The sequence below is a fragment of the Devosia sp. Root685 genome (assembly GCF_001427875.1).
GTDB lineage: Bacteria > Pseudomonadota > Alphaproteobacteria > Rhizobiales > Devosiaceae > Devosia.
The window spans coordinates 228,969-253,356 of the sequence record NZ_LMHK01000002.1; the positions used below are offsets into that span (position 1 = coordinate 228,969).

Consider the following 24,388-nt stretch of genomic DNA (forward strand, 5'->3'; position numbering starts at 1 on the left):
ATCGCGTCTCGGCGAACACAACAGTAGCCCTCATGGTGAGGTGCCCCGGGCCTGACCCGGGGCCTCGAACCACGAGGGCGTGGCACTGAAACATCGGGGCACGCCCTCGTGGTTCGAGGCTGCGCTACGCTTCGCACCTCACCATGAGGACTACTGGACGTAGCAAAACAACGCTTCAAACCGGATAGGCGTGCTCTTCGCCCCGCCAGTCGCGCACCCTGAAACAGCCATCCCCGGCCGAAACCGTGGCTGCCCCGATATCGGCCTTGCCATAGCCGCCCGGAATATCGAGCACATAGGTCGGCTGGCAGAGCCCCGAAATCCGCCCTCGCAAAGCCGCGACCAGCTTCTGCCCCTCTTCTATGCTCATGCGAAAATGACTGGTGCCCGGCGCAAGATCGGGGTGATGCAGATAGTAGGGTTTTATGCGGTTCTCGACGAACCCCCGCATCAGCGCCGCCAGCGTCTCGACATCGTCATTAATGCCGCGCAACAGCACAGACTGGCTGACGAGCGCCACACCGCCATCGACCAACAGCTTGAACGCCGCCTTGGCCGCTGGCGAAAACTCGCGCGGGTGATTGGCGTGGACGGCAAGATACGTGGTCTTGCCGCTCGACGTCAGCGCCGCAACCATCGCCGCATCGATCCGCTCCGGCTCGACCACCGGCACGCGGGTATGAAACCGCACGATTTTGACATGCTCGATCTTGGCGAGCCGCTCCATCAACCCGGCCAACCGCCGCGGTGACAGCACCAGCGGATCGCCGCCGGTCAGGATCACTTCCCAGATTTCCGTGTGTTCAGCGATATAATCCATCGCCACATCGAGTTCGGCCGAAGTCAGCGTCCCCAACCCCTGCGGCCCCACCATTTCGCGGCGAAAACAAAAGCGGCAATAGACCGGGCAAACATGCACGGCCTTCAGCAGCACCCGGTCGGGGTAACGATGGACGATGCCTTCCACCGGCGAATGCGACAGGTCACCGATCGGGTCCGCTCGCTCCTCCGGCGTCATCTGCAGTTCAGCCGTAGAAGGCACGAATTGCAGGGCAATCGGATCAGCGGGATCGTTCCGGTCGATCAGGTCGAGGACTGCCGGAGTGATACCGATGGCGTATTTTTCTGCCACTGCATCTAGGCCGGAGTTCGGTGACACCAACCTCGCCGCTTCAAGATCGGCAACTGTCTTGAGCGAAGCCGTCCGTGCTTTCACGGGCATTTTGGCAATTGCACTCATTCCGCCACCGGCGCCCAAAGCACCGCCTCGATCCGCGGCGTGCCCGTCGCCAGCATCACCAGCCGGTCAAACCCCAGCGCCACGCCACTGGCTTCCGGCATCAAGTCCAGCGCCTTCAGGAAATCCTCATCCACCGGATAGCGCTCGCCATAAATCCGCGCCTTTTCCGCCATTTCGGCTTCAAACCGCACCCGCTGCTCGCCCGCATCGGTCAGTTCGCCAAAGCCATTGGCCAGTTCAACCCCGCAGGCATAGACCTCGAACCGCTCCGATACCCGCCGATCCCCCGGCACTCGCCGCGCCAAGGCCGCCTCGCAAGCCGGATAGCGATCCAAAACGGTAACCCGCCCATTGCCCAATTGCGGCTCGACCTTTTCCACCAGAACCCGGCTGAAGAGATAACTCCAACTCCGATCCTCCGGCACATCAAGCCCGACGGAAAGCATCTGCGCCGCCAGCGCATCCCCGTCCGGCACCCCGTCCTCATCCATCGTTGCCAACAGATCGATCCCGGCATGCGTGAGAAAAGCATCCGCAACGCTCACCCGCTCGGCCTCGGCCCTCGGATCACAAATCCGCCCACGAAACTCAAACCGGGCAATGCCAGTCGTCTCGGCCGCCAGCCGGATCAGCGCCAGCGTATCGGCAATAACAGCGTCATAAGCTTCACCCACCCGATACCATTCGAGCATGGTGAATTCGGGATGATGCAGCGCCGAGCGCTCGCGATTGCGCCACACATGCTGCAGGCTGGCGATCCGCCGCTCTCCCGCCGCAAGCAGCTTCTTCATGGTGAATTCGGGCGACGTATGGAGATACATCGCCTGCCCCTCCCCATCATTGCCGATCATCACCGTGCCAAAGGCATGGAGATGCGTCTCGTTCCCCGGCGAGCGTTGCAGCCCCGGCGGATCGACCACCAGGAAATCCTGGTTCCCCAGCCAAAGCCGTACCGCCGCATCAAAGCGGTTGCGCGCCAGAAGGATCGGCCGCCTGTCGGCATGCCGCTCTGGGGCCCACCAGGGCTGGGGATCGGCGATGTCGAACGAAGTCATGCGGGTTTCTTGCCGTGCGGACTGGCGAAATGGCGCGGAATAGGATATCGGGCGCTCGATAACAAGTTTTTCGGCGCGCGGACGGCTCTGCCTCTAGTACGCGCCCAATGATCGAACAAGGAAGAAATATGGTCAAGGTCATCGCCTCGTCCCTGCGCAAAGGCCATGTGGTCGAGCAGGATGGCAACCTTCACGTCGTTCTCACGGCGGAAAACGTCCATCCCGGCAAGGGCAATTCCATCACCAACGTCAACATGCGCCGCATCTCCGATGGCGTGAAGGTGGTCGGGCGCTGGCGCACGGTCGAAATGGTCGAAAAGGCCGATGTCGATGACCGCGTCTATGACTACCTCTACTCCGATGGCGAAGGGCACCACTTCATGGACCCGGACAGCTACGAGCAGCTGGTAGCGCCGGAAGACGTCATCGGCGACCAGGCCGCTTACCTGTCCGACGGCATGAAGGTTCACCTGATGACCTTCGAAGGCGTGCCGCTGTCGATGGAATTGCCGCAGCGCATGTCGTTCGAAGTTGTCGAGACCGAGCCAGTGGTCAAGGGCCAGACGGCCTCTTCGTCCTATAAGCCTGCCGTGCTCAACAATGGCCTCCGCGTCATGGTGCCCCCCCATATCGGCGCCGGCACCCGCATCGTCATCCTGACGGAAGACAATTCGTATGTGGAACGTGCGAAGGACTGATCGCTGGCCGCCTATCGGCGGCAAAATCTCTCCGGTGGAGAGATTTTAAGCGATCAGGCCCGCAGAGCTACGCTCGCAGGGCCCAGCGTCTCCAAATGAACAGAACAAAAACGGGCCCCAACGGGCCCGTTTTTCATTTTCCCTCGATCTCTTTCCCGGCCTCATACCAATAGAGTTCCGAGCGATCGGGCGGCGTGCCGTCGGCCAGCCAGCGGTCATAAGCGAGCTCGCGCTGAAGCATCTGCTTGGCGCGCAACCAGTATTCCATTGCCCTGCCCTCTGGCCGCCCATCCTGTTCCCAGAAAAAATAGGCCGTGTCCCGCAGGCGTTCCGCCAACGCCGAATTCTTATGCATTGTTCTTGCCGCAAAAAAATGAGGGTGAGCGCTTGCCCGCTCACCCTCATGGCGCCTCAGGCAGCCTTCATATTGACGACGCTGGTCGCCAATTGCGTTAGCTTCTTGTCGGTCGCTTCTTCCTCGGCCAGCGTTTGGCTGAAGAGCTCCGCGGCTTCGGAATAGCCCAACTGCTTGGCCCAGGCGCGCAACGTGCCATAGCGGGCAATCTCATAATGCTCGACGGCCTGCGCCGCGGCGGCGAGACCAGCATCGAGCGCCTGGCTGCCCTTGAACTCGTCCATGATCGACTTGCCCTCGTCGAGAATGCCGAGAATGGCGTCGCAGGTCTTGCCGCGGGCCGGCTTGCCAATCAATTCGAACACGCGTTCAAGCCGCTCGACATGGCCTTCGGTTTCCATATGGTGCTGCTCGAAACCAGCCCTGAGATCGGGCGAGGTGGCCGCCTTGGCCATCTTCGGCAACGCCTTCAGGATTTGCCGCTCGGCGTAATAAATGTCTTTGAGAGTATCGAGAAAAAGATCGTCCAACTGCTTTTCAGCCATTTATCGTCTCCAGAATTTGTTTGGGGTGACGCTGCCCCACCAACGGGCCTCGCCGCCCAAAGTTCCGGCATGCTGCGATCACGATCTGGTCCCGGCCGATCACCATCTGGCCCCGGCCGATCACCATCTGGCCCGGCCGATCACCATCTGGCCCGCGCAGCGCGCCTCGCATAGAGTTGGGACGAGGAGAATCCGCTTCATGCCGACATCGCTCTACCCGGCCGATTTCTACGCCAATCGCCGCGCCCACACGGCCCACGCCGCCAGCCGGATTTTTGCCGCCCTGCCGGAAGGACTAAACCGCAACCGCGTCGCCGATATTGGCTGCGGCACCGGCACGTTCCTCGCCGCCTCGGGCGCCGCCTACCAGTTCGGCATCGAGGGTGATTGGGTAAAACCCGGCATGCTCGACAATCCCACCATCGTCTTTGAAAGCCGCGATCTCGAACAACGCTTTGCCGGCCCCGCGGTCGATCTCGTCCTCTCGCTCGAAGTGGCCGAACACCTCTCGCCCGCCCGCGCCGAAAGCTTCGTCGCCGATCTCGCCGCCATGGCCCCTGCCGTGCTCTTTTCAGCCGCCATTCCCGGCCAGGGCGGCGTCGGCCACCTCAATGAGCAATGGCCCAGCTATTGGGCGATGCACTTCGCAGCCCATGGCCTCAAACCCTATGACGTGCTGCGCGACAAAATCTGGACCGACGAAGCCGTGCCCGCCTGGTATCGCCAAAACGCTATTTTATTCCTCGACCACGCGACGGCATCGGCCCTCGACCTGACCGCCAGCGACCCGGCCCTCCTCGACCGCGTGCATCCCGCCTTCTGGGCCCGCGCCAATCGCGAACTCAAATACGCCAACGCCCTGCCGGAGTCGGAAGTGCTGCGACGGCAGGCGCAGCAACAGCAGTAACCCCACCTAAGCCCCAGGGAGGGAGGCGTATTGGTTCTTGCCGTGAGATCGTGAGCCGCCGGCAGATCCCTCCCCCTACCAGGGGGAGGCTAGGTGGGGGTCACCGCGCCGCCCACAACAATCCGCGCTTCAAAATCGTCCGCACCTGCGGAATTTCCAGCTCGTCCGCCGTATGCCCCAGCGAGGAATAAAACACCCGCCCCCGGTCATGCATGGTCGTAAACACCACCGGCATAACGACATCCCTACGCCAGGGATGAAACTCCCCCGAAAACGTGGTCGTCGCCAGCACCTCAACCGCCGGATCGTAGTTGAGATAATACTGCTCCGACGTATGCTGAAAACTCTCGATCCCGGCCATGATCGGATGGTCGGAGCACGTCACATCGACCGTGTAGGTGATGATATTACCCGGATGCTGCACCCAATAGACGCTGGCGGCATAGCGAAACGGCACGCTGGCGCGAAACGTCGTCGCCAGCCCCATGTGATAGCCGGCCAGCCCCGTCCCCGCCCGGATAGCAGCGATGAGATTGGCCATCTTTTCCGGCGCCAGCGTGCCATCGGTGATGACAGGCACGACGAGATCATTGCTGCCGACATCCTCGGCCCCCAATGCCTCATAATCAGGCGTCACGGTAACCGCAAACCCCTCTTCCTCGAGCAATTGCCGCACCACATGCGCGCCACGCTCGGGCGTATGCAATTCCATGCCGCCCCAGACGACGAGCGCTTTTTTTGTCATAGCCCCAACCCCACCGCCTCAGTCCGATGCACGCCCCTGGGCACGAACGCAAACGCGTCCTCGATGCCCAAGAGCCTGGCCGACAGATGCACCACCGACAACCACATTTCCGTGCCCTGCAGACCCGGCTCCTGCCCGTCGGCAAAGGCAAATCCCCGCCCCTCGATCCAGCGCTCGCCCGCCCGGGCGATCACCGACCGCGCGATCTGCTCCGCCTCCGCCCGCCGGTGATCAGTCTGGGCCAGACAGAGCAGCAGCGGATGAATGGTGTCGAGCAGGTTGCAGGCCGTATAAGTCCGCCCGGAAAAACCGCCATAATTGCGATGGTTGAGCAGCACGGAATCGATCGCCGCCTCCGGCCGTGGCACGGCAACGCCAAACTGGGCATAGGTGCCGCGGGTCAGCCGGTAGAACCCATTGACCGGCTGCAGCAAACCATCGACCGCCCGTTGCGAACCCCAAAGCCCGGAGCCGCGATCCTGCCGCATGGCCAGCCAGCCAAACAGCGTCTCGCGCGACGTACCCGTGGTAAAATATCGCGCATTGAAATAGAGCGCGGTTCCGATGGCATCGACCCCGGCTCCGGCGCCCCAGGCGCTCTCACGCCAGGCGAGACCCTCAAGCCACTCCCGCAAGGCAGTCGCCGGAATTTCCACCGCCTCGACCCGATGCAGCGGCCGCCCGCCCAGCACCTCGATGGCGTAACCCGTCGAGAGCACATTATAGAGCGCCAGCCCGTCGTCACGCATTGCGACACCGGGCCTCGGTGGCTGAAATGGATCGGGAAACAATCCCGTTACGGGATCCTGCACCGCCTGCAATCGCGCCAGCGTCGCCGGCACGTCGAGCCCCGGTGGCAGCGCATCAAACGCGGCCGCAATCTCGATCGCATCGCACAAATGCCGATTGCTCCTGCGCGCCGTATTGTCGTTCTCTCGCGAGACATACTCGGCGCCATCAAAACTCGAAGCCAGCACTTCCCGCCATTGCTTCGCCGCCCGATCACCCAGCGCCTCAAGCCAGTTTCGGGCCTCGTGGGCGCGTCCACGCCCTCGAAACCGCAGCACTTTTGCCGGCATGCCGCCGACGATAGCCATGGGTGGCACGTCCTTGCTGACCACCGCCCCCGCCGCAATCACCGCCCCGCGCCCGACAGTGACGCCATCGACGATAACCGCATTGGCCCCGATCCACACATCGTCCTCGATGGTAATGCCGAGGCTCTCATGATTTTGCAGGTAGATCGGCATATCGGGATCATCATAGCCATGATTGAACCCGACCAGCGAGGCATGGCTGGCGATCCGCACCCCGTAGCCGCATCGAACCTTGCCCGAAATCATCGCATAGGGATTGACTGTGCAATGCGCACCGAATTCCACATCGCCGCGCACCAGCGCATGCCCGCCAATCCAGCTCTGCTCGCCCAACACCAGACGGGTGGTAAAGATCGCCGCATCTGCCGCCACATAAGCGCCCGGGGCAAAACTCGCCCCGGCCCGCAGCGCCAGCTCCGCCTGCCGCGCCCGGTGCTCGGCGCCGTCGATATCCTCTGGCGTCCGTTCCCAGGTGAGGAACTGCAGCCGGGCGTGGTGCCAGTCGTCGTCTTCGCGCAGCGGAGGACTAATCCTATTCATCACGCCAGCCGCTCCAGCAATTCCGGCTGCACCTCATAGAGCATGGGGCGGCCCTCGACGAACCGCTCGATTTCTTCCGCCGCCATCAGGCCGAGCCGCAGCCGTTCCGTACCGATTGCCCCTGCCACATGCGGGGTGAGAAACACATTGGGCAGCGTGAACAGCGGAGAATCCACTGGCGGAATTTCCGGATCGGTCACGTCGATGACCCCAAAAATCCGCCCCGTCTGCAATTCGGCGACCAGCGCCGCCTCCTCGACCAGCGCGCCGCGCGCCGTGTTGATGAATACAGCGCCGTCCTTCATCAGTTTCAGTTGCCGCGCCCCGATCATTCCCCGCGTCGAGGGCAGCGACGGCGCATGGATGGAAACCACGTCCGAGCGCGCCATCAGAGCGTCGAGTTCCACCAGTTCAACCCCCGCGAGGTCCGGATCGCCCGCCTGCACGAAGGGATCATAGAGCAGCACGGAATAATCGAAATTGCGTAACAGCTCGATTACCCGCCGCCCGATGCGCGAGGCCCCGACAATGCCGACGGTGCGCCGGAAATTGCCGATTTCGCTATCCCCCAGCGCATAGCTCGAGCGCCGGCTGGGGTCCGCACGATAGAGATCGCGCAGGGTAAAGATGTGCTTGGCCGAAAACAGGATGGAGGCCAGCGTGAACTCGGCCACCGGCACCGCATTGGCCTCGGCCGAATGCGTCACCCTGATGCCAGCGACGTAAGCCGCCGGATCGACGGTGAATTTCACCGTTCCCGCCGCATGGGCAATCAGCCGCAGGTTCGGCGCCGCCCGCAGCACCTCCGGCGTGATCATCGGACAACCCCAGCCGGTGACGAGAATTTCGGCCTCCCCCAACAGGCGGCGCGCCTCGGGATCGGTAAAATTCTCGACCGGCGCGCGCGCCAACAGGACACAGCTTTGTTCGAGGCGGTCGAGCGTTGCCGCGTCAAAGACGTGCCGCGTCTTGTCACCCGCCATGGCAAAGAGAAGTTTTGGACCCATCAGAACCGCTCCGGCACCAGGATGGCCGAGACATCGACGCCCTCGCGGGCAAAGAGCGCCTCAAGCGCCGCCAGATCTGGCGCATGCGGCGGGGTCGCCAGCGCCGCCTCCGCTTCGGCCCCAACCGGCAGCGCCATGGCCGCCGTCACCAGCACGGTCGTGCCCGCCAAAATATCCCCGCGCAATTGCGGCACGATGGTTTTCGAGACGATCAGATTGGTATTGGGGAAGGCCCGCAACGCCCTGCCCTCGCGCTTGCCGCCGAGATCGAGAATGGCGCTGATATCGGTCTGCCCCTTGGCCACCGCACGCCCTGCCTCTTCGATATAGGCGTCCGCGTTGAAATCGGCCCGCGCAATGGCAAAGCCCCCTTCGGTCGCGTGGAGCGGGCGCGGCGTGTTGATGCGATGCAGCCGCACATGCCAGTGATGCGCGGGAATGAGCCAGGTCTCGACCTCGACATCGCTCCAGGGCTTCCAGCGCGCGAACAGCACGTGTTCGGCAATCTGCGCCACCTCATTGCTTTCGCGCACGCGGTAGTGGCGCCCGTCATCCGAAAAGGCCAACGCCCCGTCGAAGGCGCCGTTGTGATAGGCGCGCTCGTCCACTTCCACCGAAAAACCGTAGCGGCTCGAATAGACGAATTTCGCATATTTCTCCGTGCCCGCGCGCATCTGCCAGTTTTGTTGGCCGCTCGAGAGCGCCACCACATTACCCTTGGTGTGCTGCATCACCATGCCCGGATGTTTCAGCGGATGCGGCTTGGGCCCGAAATCGGCCTCCACCTCTTCCGCCGTCCAGAACGGATGATCGGCCGGCAGCGCCAGCGGCAAAAAGGCCTTCAGCGCCCAATAGGGCGAGCCGGCCGAATTGTAGCTCTCGGACATGAAAAGGTTGGGATAGCCATAGCCGATCGACAGCACCCCATCGCCATTGGCAATCGGCAGTTTGCTCCACCAGCGCAGGTGCCGCAGAAAGTGCCCCTTGATCACGCCCCATGGCATGGCCTCGACGTCGGCAAAGGCCAGCGCGCCCCAAAAGCCTCCACAGGCAAAGCGATAGGTCAGCGAACGCCCGAAGGCCAAGGTGCCGCCATCCTCGTCAAACCAGTGCTGAATATCTTGCGCAAAAAGCCGCGCCCGCTCCTTGTAATCGGCCACCCGCTTTTCATCGCCATTGGCGAGCTTTGAATAGATCAGCCCATAAAAATGCATGGCGAAGGGAATATAGTGGTCGATCCGCCGGATATTGCCGTCGCGATACCAGCCATCCCCGAGATAGAAGCCTTCCAGCTCTTCGAGATATTTGTCGGTATAGGACCGATCGAATTCGACCCCGCATTGTTCGAGCCCCAGATCGACCAAAATGCGGAAGAACTTCCAGTTATTGTCCGCATAGTCGAATTTTCGCGCGTGCTTGAGGTAAGCGGCCAGATTGTCTTTGGCCTTTTGCGGCAGCGGCTCCCACACCAGATGCGGCAGCATCTTCATGGTAAAGCCGATAGCCGCCAGTTCCACCTGCCGCTGGTCGATGCCGTTCACCGTGCCCCAATATTCCGGATGCTCAGGGTCGGTACCATTGGCGAGCCCCTGCCGGTAAATCTCCCAGTGGTCGAAATCCCCGCCGCCCGCCGCCAGCGGCGTCAGCCCCCAGAGCGGCCGCGCAAAGCCTTCGAGGTCCGCAGCGGCACGATCGAAATGCGCCCCCGCCCCATCGAGCCGCACCCGCGCCCCGCCTTCGGAAAAATAGGGAAGCAGCGGCTGAAACAGGTCGCGAAGCCCTTTTTCGACATCGTCACGCGTCCTAAGCGGATTACCAAAAAGCGGATTGGCTGTGGCCGGATCGTAAGTCATTTTCACGCAAAGACCTTTTGCGGCGCAGCGTCGTAAGCGCCCTTGAGATTGAGTGTTTCGGCAAAGTGGCAAGCGGCCATCTGGGCCGTGCCGTTGATCGGACGCAAAGCCGGCTTTTCAGCCCGGCACCTGTCCTCGGCATATTTGCAGCGCGTATGGAACGGGCAGCCCTGCGGCCGGTTGCCGAGATAGGGAATTTCGCCCTTCAATTCCTTCTTCCGCCCCTTGCGCCGCGTCGGATCGGCAATGGGCAGGGCTTCGAGCAGCATTTCGGTATAGGGATGCCGCGGCCGCTCGAACAGCAGTTCCGTCGGCGCATTCTCCACCACATGCCCGAGATACATCACCACCACCCGGTCAGCGATGTAATTGACCACCCCCAGATCGTGGCTGATGAAAATATAGGTCAGCCCAAACTCTTCCTTGAGATCATCGAGGAGGTTCAAGACCTGCGCCTGAATGGAAACGTCGAGCGCCGACACCGCCTCGTCGGCAATCACCAGTTTCGGGTCGAGCACCAGCGCCCTTGCGATGCCGATACGCTGCCGCTGCCCACCCGAAAACGCATGCGGGTAGCGCCCCACGGCATCTGCAGGAATACCGACCTTGGCGAGCGTTGAAACAACGCGATCTTCAAGCTCCCGCCCCTTGCAGATCTTGTGCACCCGCAGCGGCTCGGCGACGATATCGAAGACCCGCATATTGGGATTGAGCGAGCTCATCGGATCCTGAAAGATCATGCGGATATCGCGCCGGTAAGGTTTTATGGCTTTCTTGTCGAGCGAGGTCAGTTCGACTTTTTCCCCGCCCTCCTGGTGGTAATAGACATGCCCCTCGGTCACCGGCTGCGCCTTGATGATGCAGCGTCCAAGCGTGGTCTTGCCGCAGCCGCTCTCGCCCACGATGGCGAGGGTTTCCCCCGCCTCGACGGTGAGATTGATATCGTGGAGCGCCACCAGCTCGCGGCCCGGCTTGAAGAGTCCCGCGCCCAGCGTGAAGACTTTTGAGAGGTTTTCGACGGAAAGCAGCGTCGTCATGCGAGCGCCTCCTCTTTAACGGTCGTCAGGAGATGGCAGCGCGCCATATGGCCCTCGCTGACCAGCGTGCGCTCGGGCCGAATGGTTGGGCACGGCGCAAAGGCATGCGGGCAACGGCTGGTAAAGGCACACCCCACCGGCCGGTCCTTCGGCGAAGGCACCGTGCCCTTGATCGGGCTCAGCCGCGTCCGCTCGGACTTTCGCTGCAGCCGCGGCACCGAGCTCATCAGCGCCTGCGTATAAGGATGTTTCGGCGCCTTGAAGACTTCAAAAACATCCCCCTGCTCCACCACATCGCCCAGATACATCACGGCGAGATCATCGGCGATCTCAGCCACCACCCCGAGGTCATGGGTGATGAACAGCATGGCCATACCGAAATCGTCCTGCAACTGCCGCAACAGGTCCAGAATCTGCGCCTGCGTCGTCACATCGAGCGCCGTCGTCGGCTCGTCGGCAATGAGAAGTTTTGGCGTACAGGCCAGCGCCATGGCGATCATGGCGCGCTGCCGCAACCCGCCAGAAAGCTCGAACGGATAGGCATTGGCCCGCTCCCGCGCACCCGGCACGCCGACCTGATCGAGCAGCGCCACCGTCCGCTCCCGCGCCTGTTTTGGCGTCAGGCGTTCGTGCAACATGGTGATTTCGTCGATCTGGTTACCGATCGTATGGACCGGGGACAGCGAGCTCATCGGCTCCTGAAAGATCATCGAAACCTGCGCGCCACGGATCGAGCGCATGGCCGTGCTATCGGGATGCAGCCGCGCAATATCCACCTGCCCGTCGCGCCCGTCATAGACGATCTCGCCGGTACGAATATCGGCATTCTTGTCGAGCAATCGCAGCACAGCCCGCGCCGTCACCGACTTGCCGCAACCGCTTTCCCCCACAAGCGCCAGCGTCTTACCCGGCGTCAGCGTCAGATCCACCTGCCGCACGGCTTCAATGTCCGGCTCATCGGGCGAGGTGAAGACGATGGACATGTCGTTGATTGTAAGAAGGGGCTTGGTCATGCGACTGCTCCTGAAACCAGAGAGATACCCCTCACCCGTCTCGCGCTGCGCGCGATCCACCCTCTCCCGCAAGGGGCGAGGGGAGGCTCCGTGTTTGGGGCGGCACTGTGCCTTCCTTCTCCCCTTGCGGGAGAAGGTGCCCGAAGGGCGGATGAGGGGTATTCTTGCATCATCGAACTACCGCCCATGAGGATCAGCCGCATCACGCAGTCCATCGCCGAAGAAGTTGAGCGCCAAAATGACGATGACGACACAGACACCCGGAGCCAGCAACCACGGCGCCGTCGCCAGCGTGCGGATATTCTGCGCGTCCTGCAGCAACGTCCCCCAACTGACGATCGGCGCCTGCAGCCCAAGCCCGAGAAAGCTCAGCGCCGTCTCCGCCAGGATCATCCCCGGGATAGCCAGCGTCGCCGCCGCGATGATGTGGCTGGTAAAGCTCGGCACCATATGCCGCGTCACGATGCGCCAATCGCTGGCCCCATCAAGCTGCGCCGCCGTCACGAAATCTTCCGTGCGCAATGACAGGAACCGCCCCCGCACCACACGCGCCAACTCGGTCCAACCAATCAGCGACAGGATCAGCGTGATGGCAAAATAGGTTTGCAGCGCGCTCCAATCCTTGGGCAGCGCCGCCGCGAGCCCGAGCCACAGCGGAATGGTCGGCATAGAGCGGATGAACTCGACAACGCGCATCACCGCGCTATCGAACCAGCCGCCATAATACCCGGCGAACCCGCCGATCACGATGCCAAAGAACAGGCTCATGGTCACGCCGACAAGACCAATGGACAGCGAAATGCGCGTGCCATGGATCAGCCGGCTCAGCATATCGCGCCCTAGCCGATCAGCGCCGAGGATATAAAACGGGTCACGCGGGTTCTCGACGCCCATGAATTTGATGGACATCGGGATCACCCCCGCCAGCATATACGGCTTGCTCTCGGCAAAGAACCGCACCGGCAGCCGCACCTCTTCGTCGATCACAAAAGTCCGCCGCAGCGCCACCGGATCGATCTCGGTCTTGTAGCCGTTCACATAGGGCCCGAATTCCCAGGACCCATCTTCATTGACCGCCACAAAATGAATCCCCTGCGGCGGCGCATAGGTGTAGCGGGCGCTATAGGCGCCGGGGTCGGTCGGCGCCAGAAACTCGGCCAGCAGCGCCACGAGATAAAACAGCACGACAACCCAGAGGCTGATCAGCGCCAGCTTGTGCCGCCTGAACCGGCGCCACATCAGCCCCAGCTGGCTTTCGCGCGTCGCGCGGCCAGAAACGGCAACAGGGAGAGAAGTTTGCAACGTATCCACGGCCATCACTTGCTCCCGTAGCGAATTCTGGGGTCGATAAGGGCGAGCAGGATGTCGGAAATAACGGTGCCGATGACCGTAAGAACGCTCAAAAGCAAAATGATCGCGCCCGCCAGATACATGTCCTGCGTCGTCAGCGAGCGCAGCAGCATCGGCCCGGCCGTCGGCAGGTTGAGCACCACCGAAACGATCACCGACCCCGACACCAGCGCCGGCAGCAGCCAGCCGATAGTGGACACCAGCGGATTCATCGCCAGCCGCACGGGATACTTTAAAATCACCTTCCATTCCGGCAGCCCCTTGGCCCGCGCGGTAACGACGTAAGGCTTCTTCAATTCGTCAAGCAGGTTGGCGCGGAGGATGCGGATCAGTTCCGCCGTTCCCGCCGTCGCCAGCACCAGAACCGGCGCCCAGGCATGGGCCAAAAAGTCCCAGATGCGCGGCAGGCTCCAGCGGGCATTCTCGAATTCCGGCGAGAAAAGACCGCCCATGGTCGTCCCGAACCACACATAGGCCAGATACATGAGAATGAGCGCAAAGAAGAAATTGGGCACGGCAAGGCCGATAAACCCGGCAACGGTCGCCAGATAATCGCCCAGCGAATACTTTCGCACCGCCACATAGATGCCGATCGGCACCGCGATCAGCCACATGACGATCACAGCCATGCCCTCGACCATGATCGAATTGCCCAGACGACCCCAGATCAGCTCCCAAACCGGCCGCTTCCATTCAAAGCTGTGCCCAAAGTTGCCCTGCACGATGCCGGTCACCCACTTCCAATATTGGACGTAGAACGGCTCGCCGAGACCATATTGCAGCCGCAGGTTCTCGATGACCCGCGGATCGACCTGATCGCCGGTCGAAGCAAGCTGGGCAATATAGCTGGTGAGATAATCGCCGGGCGGCAGCTGGATAATGGCAAAGGCCACGATAGACACAGCCACCAGCGTAAGAAGCATGGCGATGAAACGGCGAATAATAAAGCCAACCATTGTTGGGCCTCACGAAAGTTCGGTTCGGGGGATCACCCCCTCCCAACCTCCCCCCTCGAGGGGGAGGTGCGGATCGCGTGTTGGGCAGCACCTCGCCAAAACCACCGCCCTGACACCTCCCCCTTGATGGGGGAGGAAGGGAGGGGGTGGACGGGAGCCACAGTCCAACTCGGTTCAGGTTCCCCCCGCAGCCTGGGAGTGCCGCGAGGGGACGAGCGGGCAGGAGGAGACCCGCTTATTCAAAATACCAGGTGGTCGGATCCATCGGCGCCGGGGTCGGGAACAGCCAGGCGTTGAACATGCTCTCCGGCACGTTCTTGAGGTTGTTCCGAACGATCGAATAGGAGTTCGGCATCAGGCTCACCCCGATCACCGGGAACTGCTCCTTGGTGATCGCGAGCACCTGGCGGAACAGGTCCGCCCGCTTTTCCGGATCAGCTTCGGCGCGGACCTGATTGTAGAGGTCCATCTGCTCCTTGGCCCAATCGGCCGGCTCTTCGGCGATTTCCGGACGCGTGCCGTTGAACCACTGTGCCCAGCGATAGGCCCAGACCGATTCATCGGAGAACGGGAAGTAGTAGCGCGGCTCCTGCAACGCCTCGATGCCACCGTCGCCAGCCCAGACCTGCGCGTCGAACTCACCGGCCGGGCGCTTTTCGTAGAACAGCGTGCGGTCGATATTGTTGAGCTCGATATCGACGCCCGCGGCAGCAAGCTGCAGCTGCATGATTTCGAGCATGTCGATCCATTCCGGACGCAGCGCCGAAATCACGTCGACCGAAATTTTCACCGGATTGCCGGCACTGTCGAGATAGATGCCGTCGCCGTTCTTTTCGGTAAGACCTGCGGCCGCAAAGTGCTCTTCTGCCTGTTCCGGATCGAACTCGGTGAATTGCTTAGCCAGTTCTTCATCATAGAACTGGCTTTCCGGACGCGGCGCGACCTGGAAGGGTTCGCCCTGGCCGGTAAAGACCACGTCGATAATCTCGGCACGATCGATAGCCTGGGAAATGCCGACGCGGAAATCCTTGCTCTGGTAAAGCGCGCGCTTCACCGGATCGAGGTGGTTAAGGTTGAGCTGCAGCACCAGCGTGTTGGATGCCGAAGGGATCACCTCGCCGAGGTGATAGCCGCCTTTTTCCTGCCCGTCGAAGAACAGCGGCTTGTTGGTATTGGTGGCAATGTGCCGTTCCTGGAAGTCGATCTCGCCGTTGAGCGCGGCCAGCGTCAGTTCTTCCACACCGCCTTGGCTCACGCGCATATCGAGATTGTCGATATAGGGCAGCTGGTTCCCCTCGCTGTCGGTCTTCCAATAGTAGGGATTGCGCTTCCAGGTCACGCGCTGGGCATTGGCCGAAAGCGGCTGCTCGATCACCCAACCATAAATCGTCGGCAGATCGGCATTGGAGAAGCGGATGGTTTCCCAGCCCCAGGCGCAACGGTCCTGGAGATAAAGCGCCCACCCGTCAAAGCCAGCGGCCTTGGCATCCGCGTCGGCGTTTTCGTTATAGGCCGGGTGGAACTGGCTGCAATATTTCTTCTGCAGCGAGGTGATGTGCCCGCCATCCGTGCTCGCCAGCGTTTCCATGAACATGCCGTTGGGCTTGGCGAAGGTAAATTTGAAATTGTAGTCGTCGATGACGGTGAGCGTCATCGGATTGTTCTTGCTGTCGATCCAGCTATTGGCCGCGTAATCGGGGTCCTGATACATCTCGACGGTAAAGGCGATGTCTTCGGTGGTGAACGGCGTGCCGTCGCTCCACTTCACCCCTTCGCGCAGCTTAAAAGTGTATTCCTTGGCATCCGCGCTCGCTTCCCAGCTTTCAGCCAGGTTCGGCAGCACGCTCTTCCATTCGTGGTCGTAGCGAACGAGCCCTTCATAGGCCACGGTCTTGACGATCAGGCCGTTGTCGCCGCCGCCATTCATGCCCATGCGCCAGGTGCCGCCGAATTTGCCCACGCTCGGCCCATCGACGACCAACGGATTGACCGGCAGGCGCTCGGCGACCGCCGGCAGGTCGCCGCTCACCACCGCCGCATCGAGCGCCGGCGATTGCTGCTGCGCCCAAACGGGCCCGGCAGCGACGAGCATGGCCGAAACGACCACCGCGCTGGTCAAACCAAAAAGATGGTTCTTCCTCATAGATTAGTCCTCCCTTTTCCCAGGTCTTTGACCCGGCGATTACATCCAGCCGCCCCAATCCTCCCGGGGTTCGGCCACGAACGTATCCGCCCCGAAAGGCGGCACTCGCGCTCAGCTGAGCGGCGAGATTTCAAGCGCAACGCGTCCCTCCCGGTCTTTTTGCCGGGGTGTGAACACGATGCGCGTAAGGTCGACGGCGGGCTGGTACTGCTTTTCTTGGGCCCCCCGAAAATCGAAGGAAACATCGAGCGCCGAGGCGTCAAAGTCGATGCGGACACCGCCCTCGGCATCGCCAACCAGCACAGAATCGCCATCCACACGCGCGCTGAGCGGCGTGACGACAACAGACTGAAAGTCCCCTGCCCCGGTCCTGAATTGAAAACTGTCTTCGAGCGTCACCACGCCGCCGGGCACATCGCGCTTGAGCGAGACACTGCGCTGCAGTTTTTCGACATCCGCCGCCGCCGGATAGGCCGAGGCCATATCGATCACCAACCGATCAGCCGCATCCGAATGCACATGCTCGACCACCGTCGCGCCATGTGCACAACCCGCCGCCTGCTCCTGCCCATTGATGACGGGCACGGAATGGCCAAGCGAAGAGGCAAAAAGGTTCTGATAGCGATCCCCGCCGAAATAGGCTTTCGAATAACGCCCACGGCCAGGATCGGTCAGCACGACCCGCCCACCCGCAACCACCACGAACGAACCAACATCGTTCTGATTGTGCATCTCGTCGTTATGCCCGCCCTTGGCGGCCAGTCGCAGAGCCTTGGGATTCTTTGGATCAAGCCGGCTGATCATCCAGCCCATCTCGTCGTACCAATCATGCGCCCCAAGCGCCGCCGGCTCCGCATCCTCCGCCAGCGGCCAGGCAAACTGGCGCAGCGGCCAAACGAACTGATTGAAAATCTCGACGGCAAAATCGTTCTTCATCCCGAGCCCAGCCAGCCCCGGCAGATCGAGATGACCCGACAGGTGGCTCAACAAGCCGGCATGAAAACTGGGATTGTGATCGGAATCCGAAAAGCTCACCCAGACACCCGGGGCGAGCATGGTTCGCAGCGGAAACTGCGCAATATCCCTAAGATAGTCGCCTTCCAGCAGATCAATGGCACCGCCCGTCCGCACATGCAGCAGTTGCGCCAGAACGACGTAATTGCCAAATCCATAGGTCCAGTAATCCGGCCCCTCCGACGATCCACCCTCGCGGTCAAAGGTCTCAAGATAATCGGCCAGGCTATGCAGCCCGCGCGTCACGATCTCGGCCAACCGGCCGGTATCCGTCTCAAGATAAAGCGCCGCCCCAACCGCCCCGGCGACACACACCGCCGTCCAGTTGTTCACCTGCTTCTGCGGCGTCGTATGCAGCCACCAATGATCGTTGCGGTTGAGAAACGGACCAATCGCCCGCCGCTCCACTTCGACGCGAAGCCGGCTCCGCAGATTGACCGAAAGCCGATCCCCAACCAAAAAGTCGATCTCGGCCATATCGAGCGCCGTCATCGCCGCCGCGAGATCGAGCGTCGGATCATCGAACCGATCGAGCCCCCGCGCATGCGCCGGCCAAGCCCAGTTGGTTTCCTCAAGCCGCGCCCAGAGAACATCCTCGATCGCTTCGACGAACCGGCCCTGGCCCTCCAGCCATTCGGCCAGCACCAGCCGATAAAGCATGCTGCGCCGCTGCCGCTGCGCATCCTCATAGCCCTCGCGGCGGCCGGTCTCTCGAAATTCATGATAAAGCCGCGCCGGCAAGGCCGGCACCGGCGCCGAGGCATCCTCTGCAGCCCTAGCGAGAAGATCGGCGAGCACCCGAGCGCCAAGACGCTCTTTCAGCGCTGACCATTCGGCAGACTCCGTCTGGGCGAAAGGCACGAAAGCAGCAGTGCTTTCCAGCACCTCCCGCACCTGCCTGACGTTCCACCGCCGAAGATCCACGCAAACCCCTCCAAGGTCACGCTCGATGGCAACAGTCTGCTAACCAACCGCCGTCGCATTCACCACCGAACGAGCGCAAGGCTATGCACAATCACGCACAAACTCAAGCAATTTGCGCATTTCACGCAAATTACGCAATATTGCGGGAATTGCATTGAAAGTGGAGATGGATAGGGGGCGCTGGGACCAGAAAAACCGCGGCTTTTCAACACATCGCGAAAAAATATTAGCCCTCATGGTGAGGCGCGCAGCGCAGCGTAGCCTCGAACCACGGGGGCGAGCGAGTGGAGCTTAGTGCCACGCCCTCGATAGGGCACCTCCCCCTTGATGGGGGAGGATGGGAGGGGGTGTCGGCACGCACCACAGCGGCAAGCATCGCACCCGCCGCCCTCACCCCAGCGGATGAACCGTCTCACCCTCAACCAGCGTCAGCCCGATCTCCAGGTGCTGCACGGCCCGCTCGCCATCCATCTGCTGTGAAAGCAGCCGCACCACGCCGCGCCCGATCGCCTCGCGATCCACCCGCACCGTACTCAGCCGCGGGCTGGCCATGCCGGCGATGGGAAGGTCGTCAAATCCCATCAGCGAAAAGTTCTTCACCATCGGGGAATCCTGCCCCAGGAGGGCATCCACCATCGACACGGCAACGCCGTCATTCCAGCAAAAAACCGCCGTCACATCATATTTGCCAGCCAGCAGATTGGAGAGCAAATCCGTGCTCGAATGCTCGTTGGAGATCACCACAGTGCCCACCGCATCAGGCATTGCTGCCATCGCCGCCTCAAAGCCCCGCCGCCGCTGCAGGATCGTGTGCCGATGCCGATAGGTATAGTGCAAAATCCGGCGATGCCCCGCATCGAGCAGATATTGCGTCGCCATATAGGCGCCGTAAAAATTGGCCGGCGCCACTGAACTCAGCCGCATCCGCGGGTCTACGCCATTGGCCAGCACCAGACTGATATCGGCATCCGTGGCCCATTGCACCAGCGTATCATCGGGATCGATACCCGCCAGCACCAGCCCATTGGCGCCCGATTTCGCCATGTGCCGCTGCACGAAATCGAGTGTCACCGTCTCTTCGTTGACCAGCCGCACATCGAGCACAATGCCCGACTCCGCCGCCTGGCTGCGCATGCCTTCGACAATGCCATGATAAAAACTGGCAAGGCTCCCCATGGCGCCATTCAGCGGCACCATGGCCACGGCGCGCTTGTCGAGATTGCCCGCCGCCGGCACATGTTTGCTCTTATAACCCAGCATGCGCGCGACACGCTGCACATCCCGCCGCACCGCATCGCTGATGCCGATTTCATTGGCCAGCGCGCGCGACACAGTGCTGACGGACACGCCGAGTTTTTCGGCGATATCGGCTTGACTGGCGCGCTTGCTGGGCATTTCCAAAATTCCTGCTTACCCTCAATGCAATATTTGCATTTTTTGAGTAAAGCAAGGATTCACAGATGTTAACGCATCCCGAACCGTTCTCCGAGCCATTTCATCTGCTCGCGATCCTGAAACGGCCCGCCGCCCTCGTGGTTGTTAAACTCATATTCCACAATGGTTTTATCGCTTCCGGCAAACGCCTGATAGGCGCCATAGACGGTCGAAGGCGGACAAATGTCATCCATCAGCGCCACCGAGAACAAAGCTGCCGCCTTGCTCTGCCGCGCGAAGTTGACACCATCGAAATAGCGCAGCGTTTCAAACACTTGGGCCGACTTATCCCTGTGCTGCGCCAGATAGCGTACAATCTCGCCATAAGGATCGCGCCCGGCAGTGCGCACGGCCCGCGGAAAATCGCAGAGGAATGGCACATCCGGCATCACCGCTTTAACCCTGCTATCAATTCCGGCCACCGCCAGCGCGATGCCACCACCCTGGCTGCCGCCGCAAACGGCCACGCGCTCGGGATCGGCAAAATCCTGCGCCAGCAGCATGTCGACCGCTCGCACACCGTCGGTAAACAGCCGCCGATAATAGTAGTCGTTCCTCTCGAGCACGCCCTTGGTCATGACGCCGGGAATGGACGAGGTCGAGCCGATCGGGTCCGCCGTTGCGCCCATGCTCCAGCTGCTGCCCTGCCCGCGCGTGTCCATGCGGAAATAGGCATAGCCCGAGGCCGCCCAATGCAGCAGCTCATGCGGAAAACTGCGCCCGCCGCCATAGCCGATAAACTGCACCACCAGCGGCAATCTGCCCTCGCGATGCTTGGGGAGCACCAGCCACCCCTTGACCGGATGCCCGCCAAAACCCGGAAAGGTCACATCGAACGCTTCAACGAGCTTCAGCGTCGTTTCCACCGGCTCGATGCTGACCGCCCCGCCAATGCCGCGCGCCTCGGCCAGCGTATCAGCCCAGAACGTTGAAAAATCAGCGGGAATTTCCACCGCGCTGCGATAGGCACCAAGCGCAGGGTGAACGAGATCGGGGAATGGCACGGAACGATCCTGGTATGGAAGAAACTGCCCCAGCCTGCTCCCGCCGTGAGAAAATTTCCAGCCACAGCCGCGCTTTGCCACAACAATCGCGCCCGGCACGTCTATCGGTGATAGCGGGCGATCGTAAGTCGATGAAATTGCAGATTTTTTGCCAGTGGCCGGAACATCGGCTGTTCCGGAACGAACAGGACGCGCCCCGGCACGATCAGGGCGCGCTCTTCCTCCGTCAGCGCTTCCGGACGCGGCACCAGCACATGCCAGTCGTCAGTTGCTGCAATCAGCCCCTTGGCGAAGGCCGCCGCCAGGCCGGACTCCAGCACCAGCGCATTGCCTATTTCCAGCGTACCGTCGAGTTCACGAGGGTGGATCGGCACCACATCAAGCCGCTGATGCAGAATCTCAGCCTCAGGAGAAAACTGTAAACCACTGATGGCACAGCGGTAATTATAAGCGCTGAGCGCAAAACGGTAAAAGGCAAGGTGATTATCGAGAGAATGGGTGAACCCGGCCAAGGGCCGCTCGCCAAATCCTTCCGGATCGTTCTCGTCGATCATAGTCACCTATCTCCGCGATAATCTTACGGAGATTTTACGATAGTGAAAACCCTAAGAAGCGCTGCGGATAGGCAGCCTAGGGTCACGCCGATCGAAATGACATTTCAAAACCCAGGCCCTTGGCATAAAGTGCCGGAACACATTTCTATTTCCCCGCAGCCCGAGGAAACGAAATGCCTGAATGCGCCCACGCGCGGCACAAGATTGTCGATCAGGCCGGTAGAGATTTATCCCGGCCAGAACTAGATTGAAGCCAACCAATAACTGGAGCGTCTCATGACCACCAAAGCCCTCCTCCTCGCCACCCTCCTGGCCGGCGTCGCCCTGCCCGCCTCAGTCCTGGCGCAGGATTTCAACCCGGACGCTTCGATCCGCATCGGCTCGCTCTATGAGCCCCAAAACCTCGACAACACCGCCGGCGCTGGCCAGGGCATCAACGAAGCCTTCAACGGCAATGTCTACGAAGCCCTGTTCCAGCTGACCGATGCCGGTTCGGTCGAACCGAAACTCGTCGAAAGCTATGAAGCCAGCGAAGATGGCCTCACCTATACCTTCACCCTCAAGGACGGCGTCACCTTCCACTCCGGCGACCCGCTGACCTCGGCCGACGTAAAATACTCGATCGAACGCGTCACCGCCGAAACCTCGAAGAGCTCGCGCAAGAAGAGCCTTTCCACCATCACCGGCATCGAAACGCCTGACGACAAGACGGTCGTGATCACGCTTTCGGCCCGCTCGATTTCGCTGCCCTACAACCTCTCCTATGTCTGGATCGTCAACGACGCGGCCACCGACATCACAGCGACCGAAGACGGCACCGGCCCCTATTCGCTCGGCGAATGGCGCCGCGGCTCGGCCCTGGCCCTCGAGCGTAACGACAATTATTGGGGCGAAGCCCCCACCAATGGCGAAGTCATCTACACCTATTTCACCGACGCCACCGCGCTCAACAACGCGCTTCTGACGAACGCAGTCGACGTCATCACCTCGGTGCAGAGCCCGGATTCCCTGGCCCAGTTCACCGGCAACCCGGCCTTCACCGTCACCGAAGGCGCTTCCACCACCAAGGAACTGCTGGCCTATAACGACCGCGTCGCTCCCTTCGACAATGTTAAAGTGCGCAAGGCCCTGGCCCGCGCCACCGACAAGGCACGCCTCCTCAACTCCATCTGGGGTGATTATGGCACGCTGATTGGCTCCTTCGTGCCGCCGACCGACCCGTGGTATGTCGACCTGACCGGCGTCGATCCCTATGACGTCGAAAGCGCCAAGGCTCTCCTTGCCGAAGCCGGCTATCCCGATGGCTTCGAGTTTACCCTCGACACGCCCGATTACGATCCGCATCCGATCGTCGCGCAGTTCCTGCAGGCCGAATATGCCAAGATCGGCGTCAAGGTGAATATCAACATTATCACCGCCAACGAGTGGTACACCAAGATCTACCAGGCCCACGATTTCCAGGCGACGCTGCAGGAGCACGTCAACCATCGCGATATCGTCTTCTACGGCAACCCCGATTTCTACTGGGGCTACAATAACCCCGAAGTCGTAAAACTCGTGGCCGACGCTGAATCGGCCGGCTCTGAAGCCGAACAGGTCGAAAAGCTCACCGAAGCCAACAAGATCATCGCCGAAGACGCCGCCGGCAACTGGCTCTACCTCTATCCCCAGATCGTCGTCTCGGCCGCCAATGTCACCGGCTACCCGATCAACGGCCTGAACTCCCAGTTCTTCGCCTACGACATTGAGAAGGCTGAGTAGCTCGCCCTCCCACGACGTCATTCCCGCGAAAGCGGGAATCTCTTCCCGCAAATGAGATCCCCGCTTTCGCGGGGATGACGCGGTGGATAGGAAATCCCCTTGAACACTCCCTCCACCGGCCCCAGCCGGTGGATTTGCCTTTGCACCCCCGCTATTCTGCGCCCGCACAGCGCAAGGAATCTTCCCCATTCTCGCCTACACCATCCGCCGCACCCTGATCCTGATCGCCTCGCTGTTCATCGCAGCGATTGTGCTGTTCGTGCTGCTGCGTCTGCTTCCCGGCGATCCCGCCAATGCCCTTCTCGGCGTCGGCGCCACCGAACAGCAGATCGCCGCCGCCCGCGCGCAGGTCGGGTCCGACCAGCCGCTCGCCGTCCAGTTCATTGGCTTTCTCGGCAATATTGCCCGCCTCGATCTCGGCACTTCCTTCGTCAGCCGCGCTTCGGTGCTGGGCGAAATCGGCAACCGCATGGCCGTCACCCTGCCGCTGACCTTCTTCGGCTTCCTCGTCGCGCTGGCGCTTGCCATTCCCCTCGGCATCATCGCCGCCGTCCGCTCCGACAAATGGTACGGCGCCGCCATCTCGGTCATTTCCCAGCTCGGCATCGCCATCCCCGTCTTCTGGCTCGGCATCCTCCTGGTGACGCTCTTCTCCATCAACCTGCGCTGGCTTCCCTCGGGCGGCTTTCCCTTGAAAGGCTGGGCCAATTTCGGCGAAGCCATCACCGGCATGATCCTGCCGTCCCTCACTATTGGCCTCGTCATGGGCGCCTCGCTGCTGCGCTATGTTCGCGCCGCCACGCTCGATGTACTCGGCAGCGATTTCCTCCGCACCGCCCGCGCCCTCGGCGCTAGTTTTCCTGAAGCGCTGATCCGCCATGGCGTGCGCAATGGCGCCGTGCCTGTTATTTCCATCCTCGGCATCGAGCTTGCCAGCACCTTCCTCGGCGCCGTCGTCATCGAGCGCGTCTTCTCGCTGCCCGGCCTCGGCTCCATGCTGCTCCTCGCCATCCAGCAGCGCGATTACCCCAATGTGCAGGGCGTCCTCTTCGTCTCGACGCTGCTGGTCTTGCTAATCGGCTTTGCCGCCGACATCGCCCAACGCCTCATCGATCCGCGCCTCCGCGGCCGCGCGAGGACCTTGGCATGAGCAGTG

The 24,388-nt window shown here is 61.7% G+C and carries 21 protein-coding genes; 4 read left to right on the forward strand and 17 right to left on the reverse strand.

Annotated features, from left to right (window positions below):
- Positions 1-175: 175 nt before the first annotated feature.
- Both ASD83_RS09835 and epmA read right to left on the reverse strand, forming a co-directional pair.
- Positions 176-1,222, reverse strand: a complete 1,047-nt coding sequence (locus ASD83_RS09835; RefSeq protein WP_056312272.1) for a lysine-2,3-aminomutase-like protein — start codon at positions 1,220-1,222, stop codon at positions 176-178.
- A gap of 14 nt (positions 1,223-1,236) precedes the next feature.
- Entirely contained in the window at positions 1,237-2,295 is a 1,059-nt protein-coding gene (epmA, locus tag ASD83_RS09840) for an EF-P lysine aminoacylase EpmA (protein ID WP_056310410.1), read from the reverse strand.
- A gap of 128 nt (positions 2,296-2,423) precedes the next feature.
- Here epmA and efp point away from each other — a divergent pair, with 128 nt between their 5' ends.
- The gene (gene efp / locus ASD83_RS09845; RefSeq protein WP_056312274.1) at positions 2,424-2,993 is read left to right on the forward strand and encodes an elongation factor P; all 570 of its coding nucleotides are present in this window, start codon (positions 2,424-2,426) and stop codon (positions 2,991-2,993) included.
- A gap of 133 nt (positions 2,994-3,126) precedes the next feature.
- On the opposite strand, the gene ASD83_RS09850 is transcribed toward efp, so the two are convergent.
- Together ASD83_RS09850 and ASD83_RS09855 are read right to left on the reverse strand one after the other, a co-directional pair.
- The gene (locus ASD83_RS09850) at positions 3,127-3,348 is read right to left on the reverse strand and encodes a DUF2934 domain-containing protein (RefSeq protein WP_056310412.1); all 222 of its coding nucleotides are present in this window, start codon (positions 3,346-3,348) and stop codon (positions 3,127-3,129) included.
- A 56-nt stretch (positions 3,349-3,404) separates the two neighbouring features.
- On the reverse strand, positions 3,405-3,893 hold the full coding sequence (locus ASD83_RS09855; RefSeq protein ID WP_056310414.1) for a ferritin-like domain-containing protein: 489 nt from the start codon (positions 3,891-3,893) through the stop codon (positions 3,405-3,407).
- A gap of 199 nt (positions 3,894-4,092) precedes the next feature.
- Here ASD83_RS09855 and ASD83_RS09860 point away from each other — a divergent pair, with 199 nt between their 5' ends.
- Complete coding sequence (locus ASD83_RS09860; RefSeq protein WP_156385908.1) at positions 4,093-4,800, forward strand: class I SAM-dependent methyltransferase; 708 nt, start codon at positions 4,093-4,095, stop codon at positions 4,798-4,800.
- A 100-nt stretch (positions 4,801-4,900) separates the two neighbouring features.
- Here the strand turns inward: ASD83_RS09860 and ASD83_RS09865 are convergent, their stop codons facing one another.
- The 13 genes from ASD83_RS09865 to ASD83_RS09925 form a co-directional block, all read right to left on the reverse strand.
- A complete protein-coding gene (locus ASD83_RS09865) occupies positions 4,901-5,545 on the reverse strand; it encodes a ThuA domain-containing protein (RefSeq protein WP_056310418.1) in 645 nt (214 codons plus the stop codon).
- Complete coding sequence (locus ASD83_RS09870; protein ID WP_056310420.1) at positions 5,542-7,182, reverse strand: acyltransferase; 1,641 nt, start codon at positions 7,180-7,182, stop codon at positions 5,542-5,544. Before ASD83_RS09870 ends, ASD83_RS09865 begins: the two co-directional genes overlap by 4 nt.
- Positions 7,182-8,192 (reverse strand): hydroxyacid dehydrogenase, encoded by a 1,011-nt coding sequence (locus ASD83_RS09875; protein WP_156385909.1) that lies wholly within the window; start codon positions 8,190-8,192, stop codon positions 7,182-7,184. Before ASD83_RS09875 ends, ASD83_RS09870 begins: the two co-directional genes overlap by 1 nt.
- A complete protein-coding gene (locus tag ASD83_RS09880; RefSeq protein ID WP_056310424.1) occupies positions 8,189-10,042 on the reverse strand; it encodes a DUF2264 domain-containing protein in 1,854 nt (617 codons plus the stop codon). The genes ASD83_RS09875 and ASD83_RS09880 overlap by 4 nt, the downstream gene beginning before the upstream one ends.
- Before the next feature lie 2 nt (positions 10,043-10,044).
- Entirely contained in the window at positions 10,045-11,079 is a 1,035-nt protein-coding gene (locus ASD83_RS09885; RefSeq protein WP_056310426.1) for an ABC transporter ATP-binding protein, read from the reverse strand.
- The gene (locus tag ASD83_RS09890; RefSeq protein ID WP_056310427.1) at positions 11,076-12,092 is read right to left on the reverse strand and encodes an ABC transporter ATP-binding protein; all 1,017 of its coding nucleotides are present in this window, start codon (positions 12,090-12,092) and stop codon (positions 11,076-11,078) included. Before ASD83_RS09890 ends, ASD83_RS09885 begins: the two co-directional genes overlap by 4 nt.
- Positions 12,093-12,269: 177 nt before the next feature.
- Positions 12,270-13,409 carry an ABC transporter permease gene (locus tag ASD83_RS09895; RefSeq protein WP_056310429.1) on the reverse strand — a complete coding sequence of 380 codons (1,140 nt, stop codon included), beginning with the start codon at positions 13,407-13,409 and terminating at the stop codon, positions 12,270-12,272.
- A complete protein-coding gene (locus ASD83_RS09900; RefSeq protein WP_056310431.1) occupies positions 13,409-14,398 on the reverse strand; it encodes an ABC transporter permease in 990 nt (329 codons plus the stop codon). The genes ASD83_RS09895 and ASD83_RS09900 overlap by 1 nt, the downstream gene beginning before the upstream one ends.
- Positions 14,399-14,633: 235 nt before the next feature.
- Positions 14,634-16,541: an ABC transporter substrate-binding protein gene (locus ASD83_RS09905; RefSeq protein ID WP_082561095.1), complete on the reverse strand. Its 1,908-nt coding sequence runs from the start codon at positions 16,539-16,541 to the stop codon at positions 14,634-14,636.
- 111 nt (positions 16,542-16,652) lie between these two features.
- The gene (locus ASD83_RS09910) at positions 16,653-18,479 is read right to left on the reverse strand and encodes a heparinase II/III family protein (protein WP_156385910.1); all 1,827 of its coding nucleotides are present in this window, start codon (positions 18,477-18,479) and stop codon (positions 16,653-16,655) included.
- A gap of 390 nt (positions 18,480-18,869) precedes the next feature.
- Positions 18,870-19,874, reverse strand: a complete 1,005-nt coding sequence (locus tag ASD83_RS09915) for a LacI family DNA-binding transcriptional regulator (RefSeq protein ID WP_056310437.1) — start codon at positions 19,872-19,874, stop codon at positions 18,870-18,872.
- 68 nt (positions 19,875-19,942) lie between these two features.
- Positions 19,943-20,917, reverse strand: coding sequence for an acetylxylan esterase (locus ASD83_RS09920; protein WP_056312276.1), 975 nt, complete (start codon positions 20,915-20,917; stop codon positions 19,943-19,945).
- A gap of 101 nt (positions 20,918-21,018) precedes the next feature.
- Complete coding sequence (locus tag ASD83_RS09925) at positions 21,019-21,471, reverse strand: hypothetical protein (RefSeq protein WP_056310439.1); 453 nt, start codon at positions 21,469-21,471, stop codon at positions 21,019-21,021.
- A gap of 276 nt (positions 21,472-21,747) precedes the next feature.
- Here ASD83_RS09925 and ASD83_RS09930 point away from each other — a divergent pair, with 276 nt between their 5' ends.
- Entirely contained in the window at positions 21,748-23,232 is a 1,485-nt protein-coding gene (locus tag ASD83_RS09930) for an ABC transporter substrate-binding protein (protein WP_056310440.1), read from the forward strand.
- A 202-nt stretch (positions 23,233-23,434) separates the two neighbouring features.
- Entirely contained in the window at positions 23,435-24,382 is a 948-nt protein-coding gene (locus ASD83_RS09935; RefSeq protein ID WP_274532581.1) for an ABC transporter permease, read from the forward strand.
- Positions 24,383-24,388: the final 6 nt, after the last annotated feature.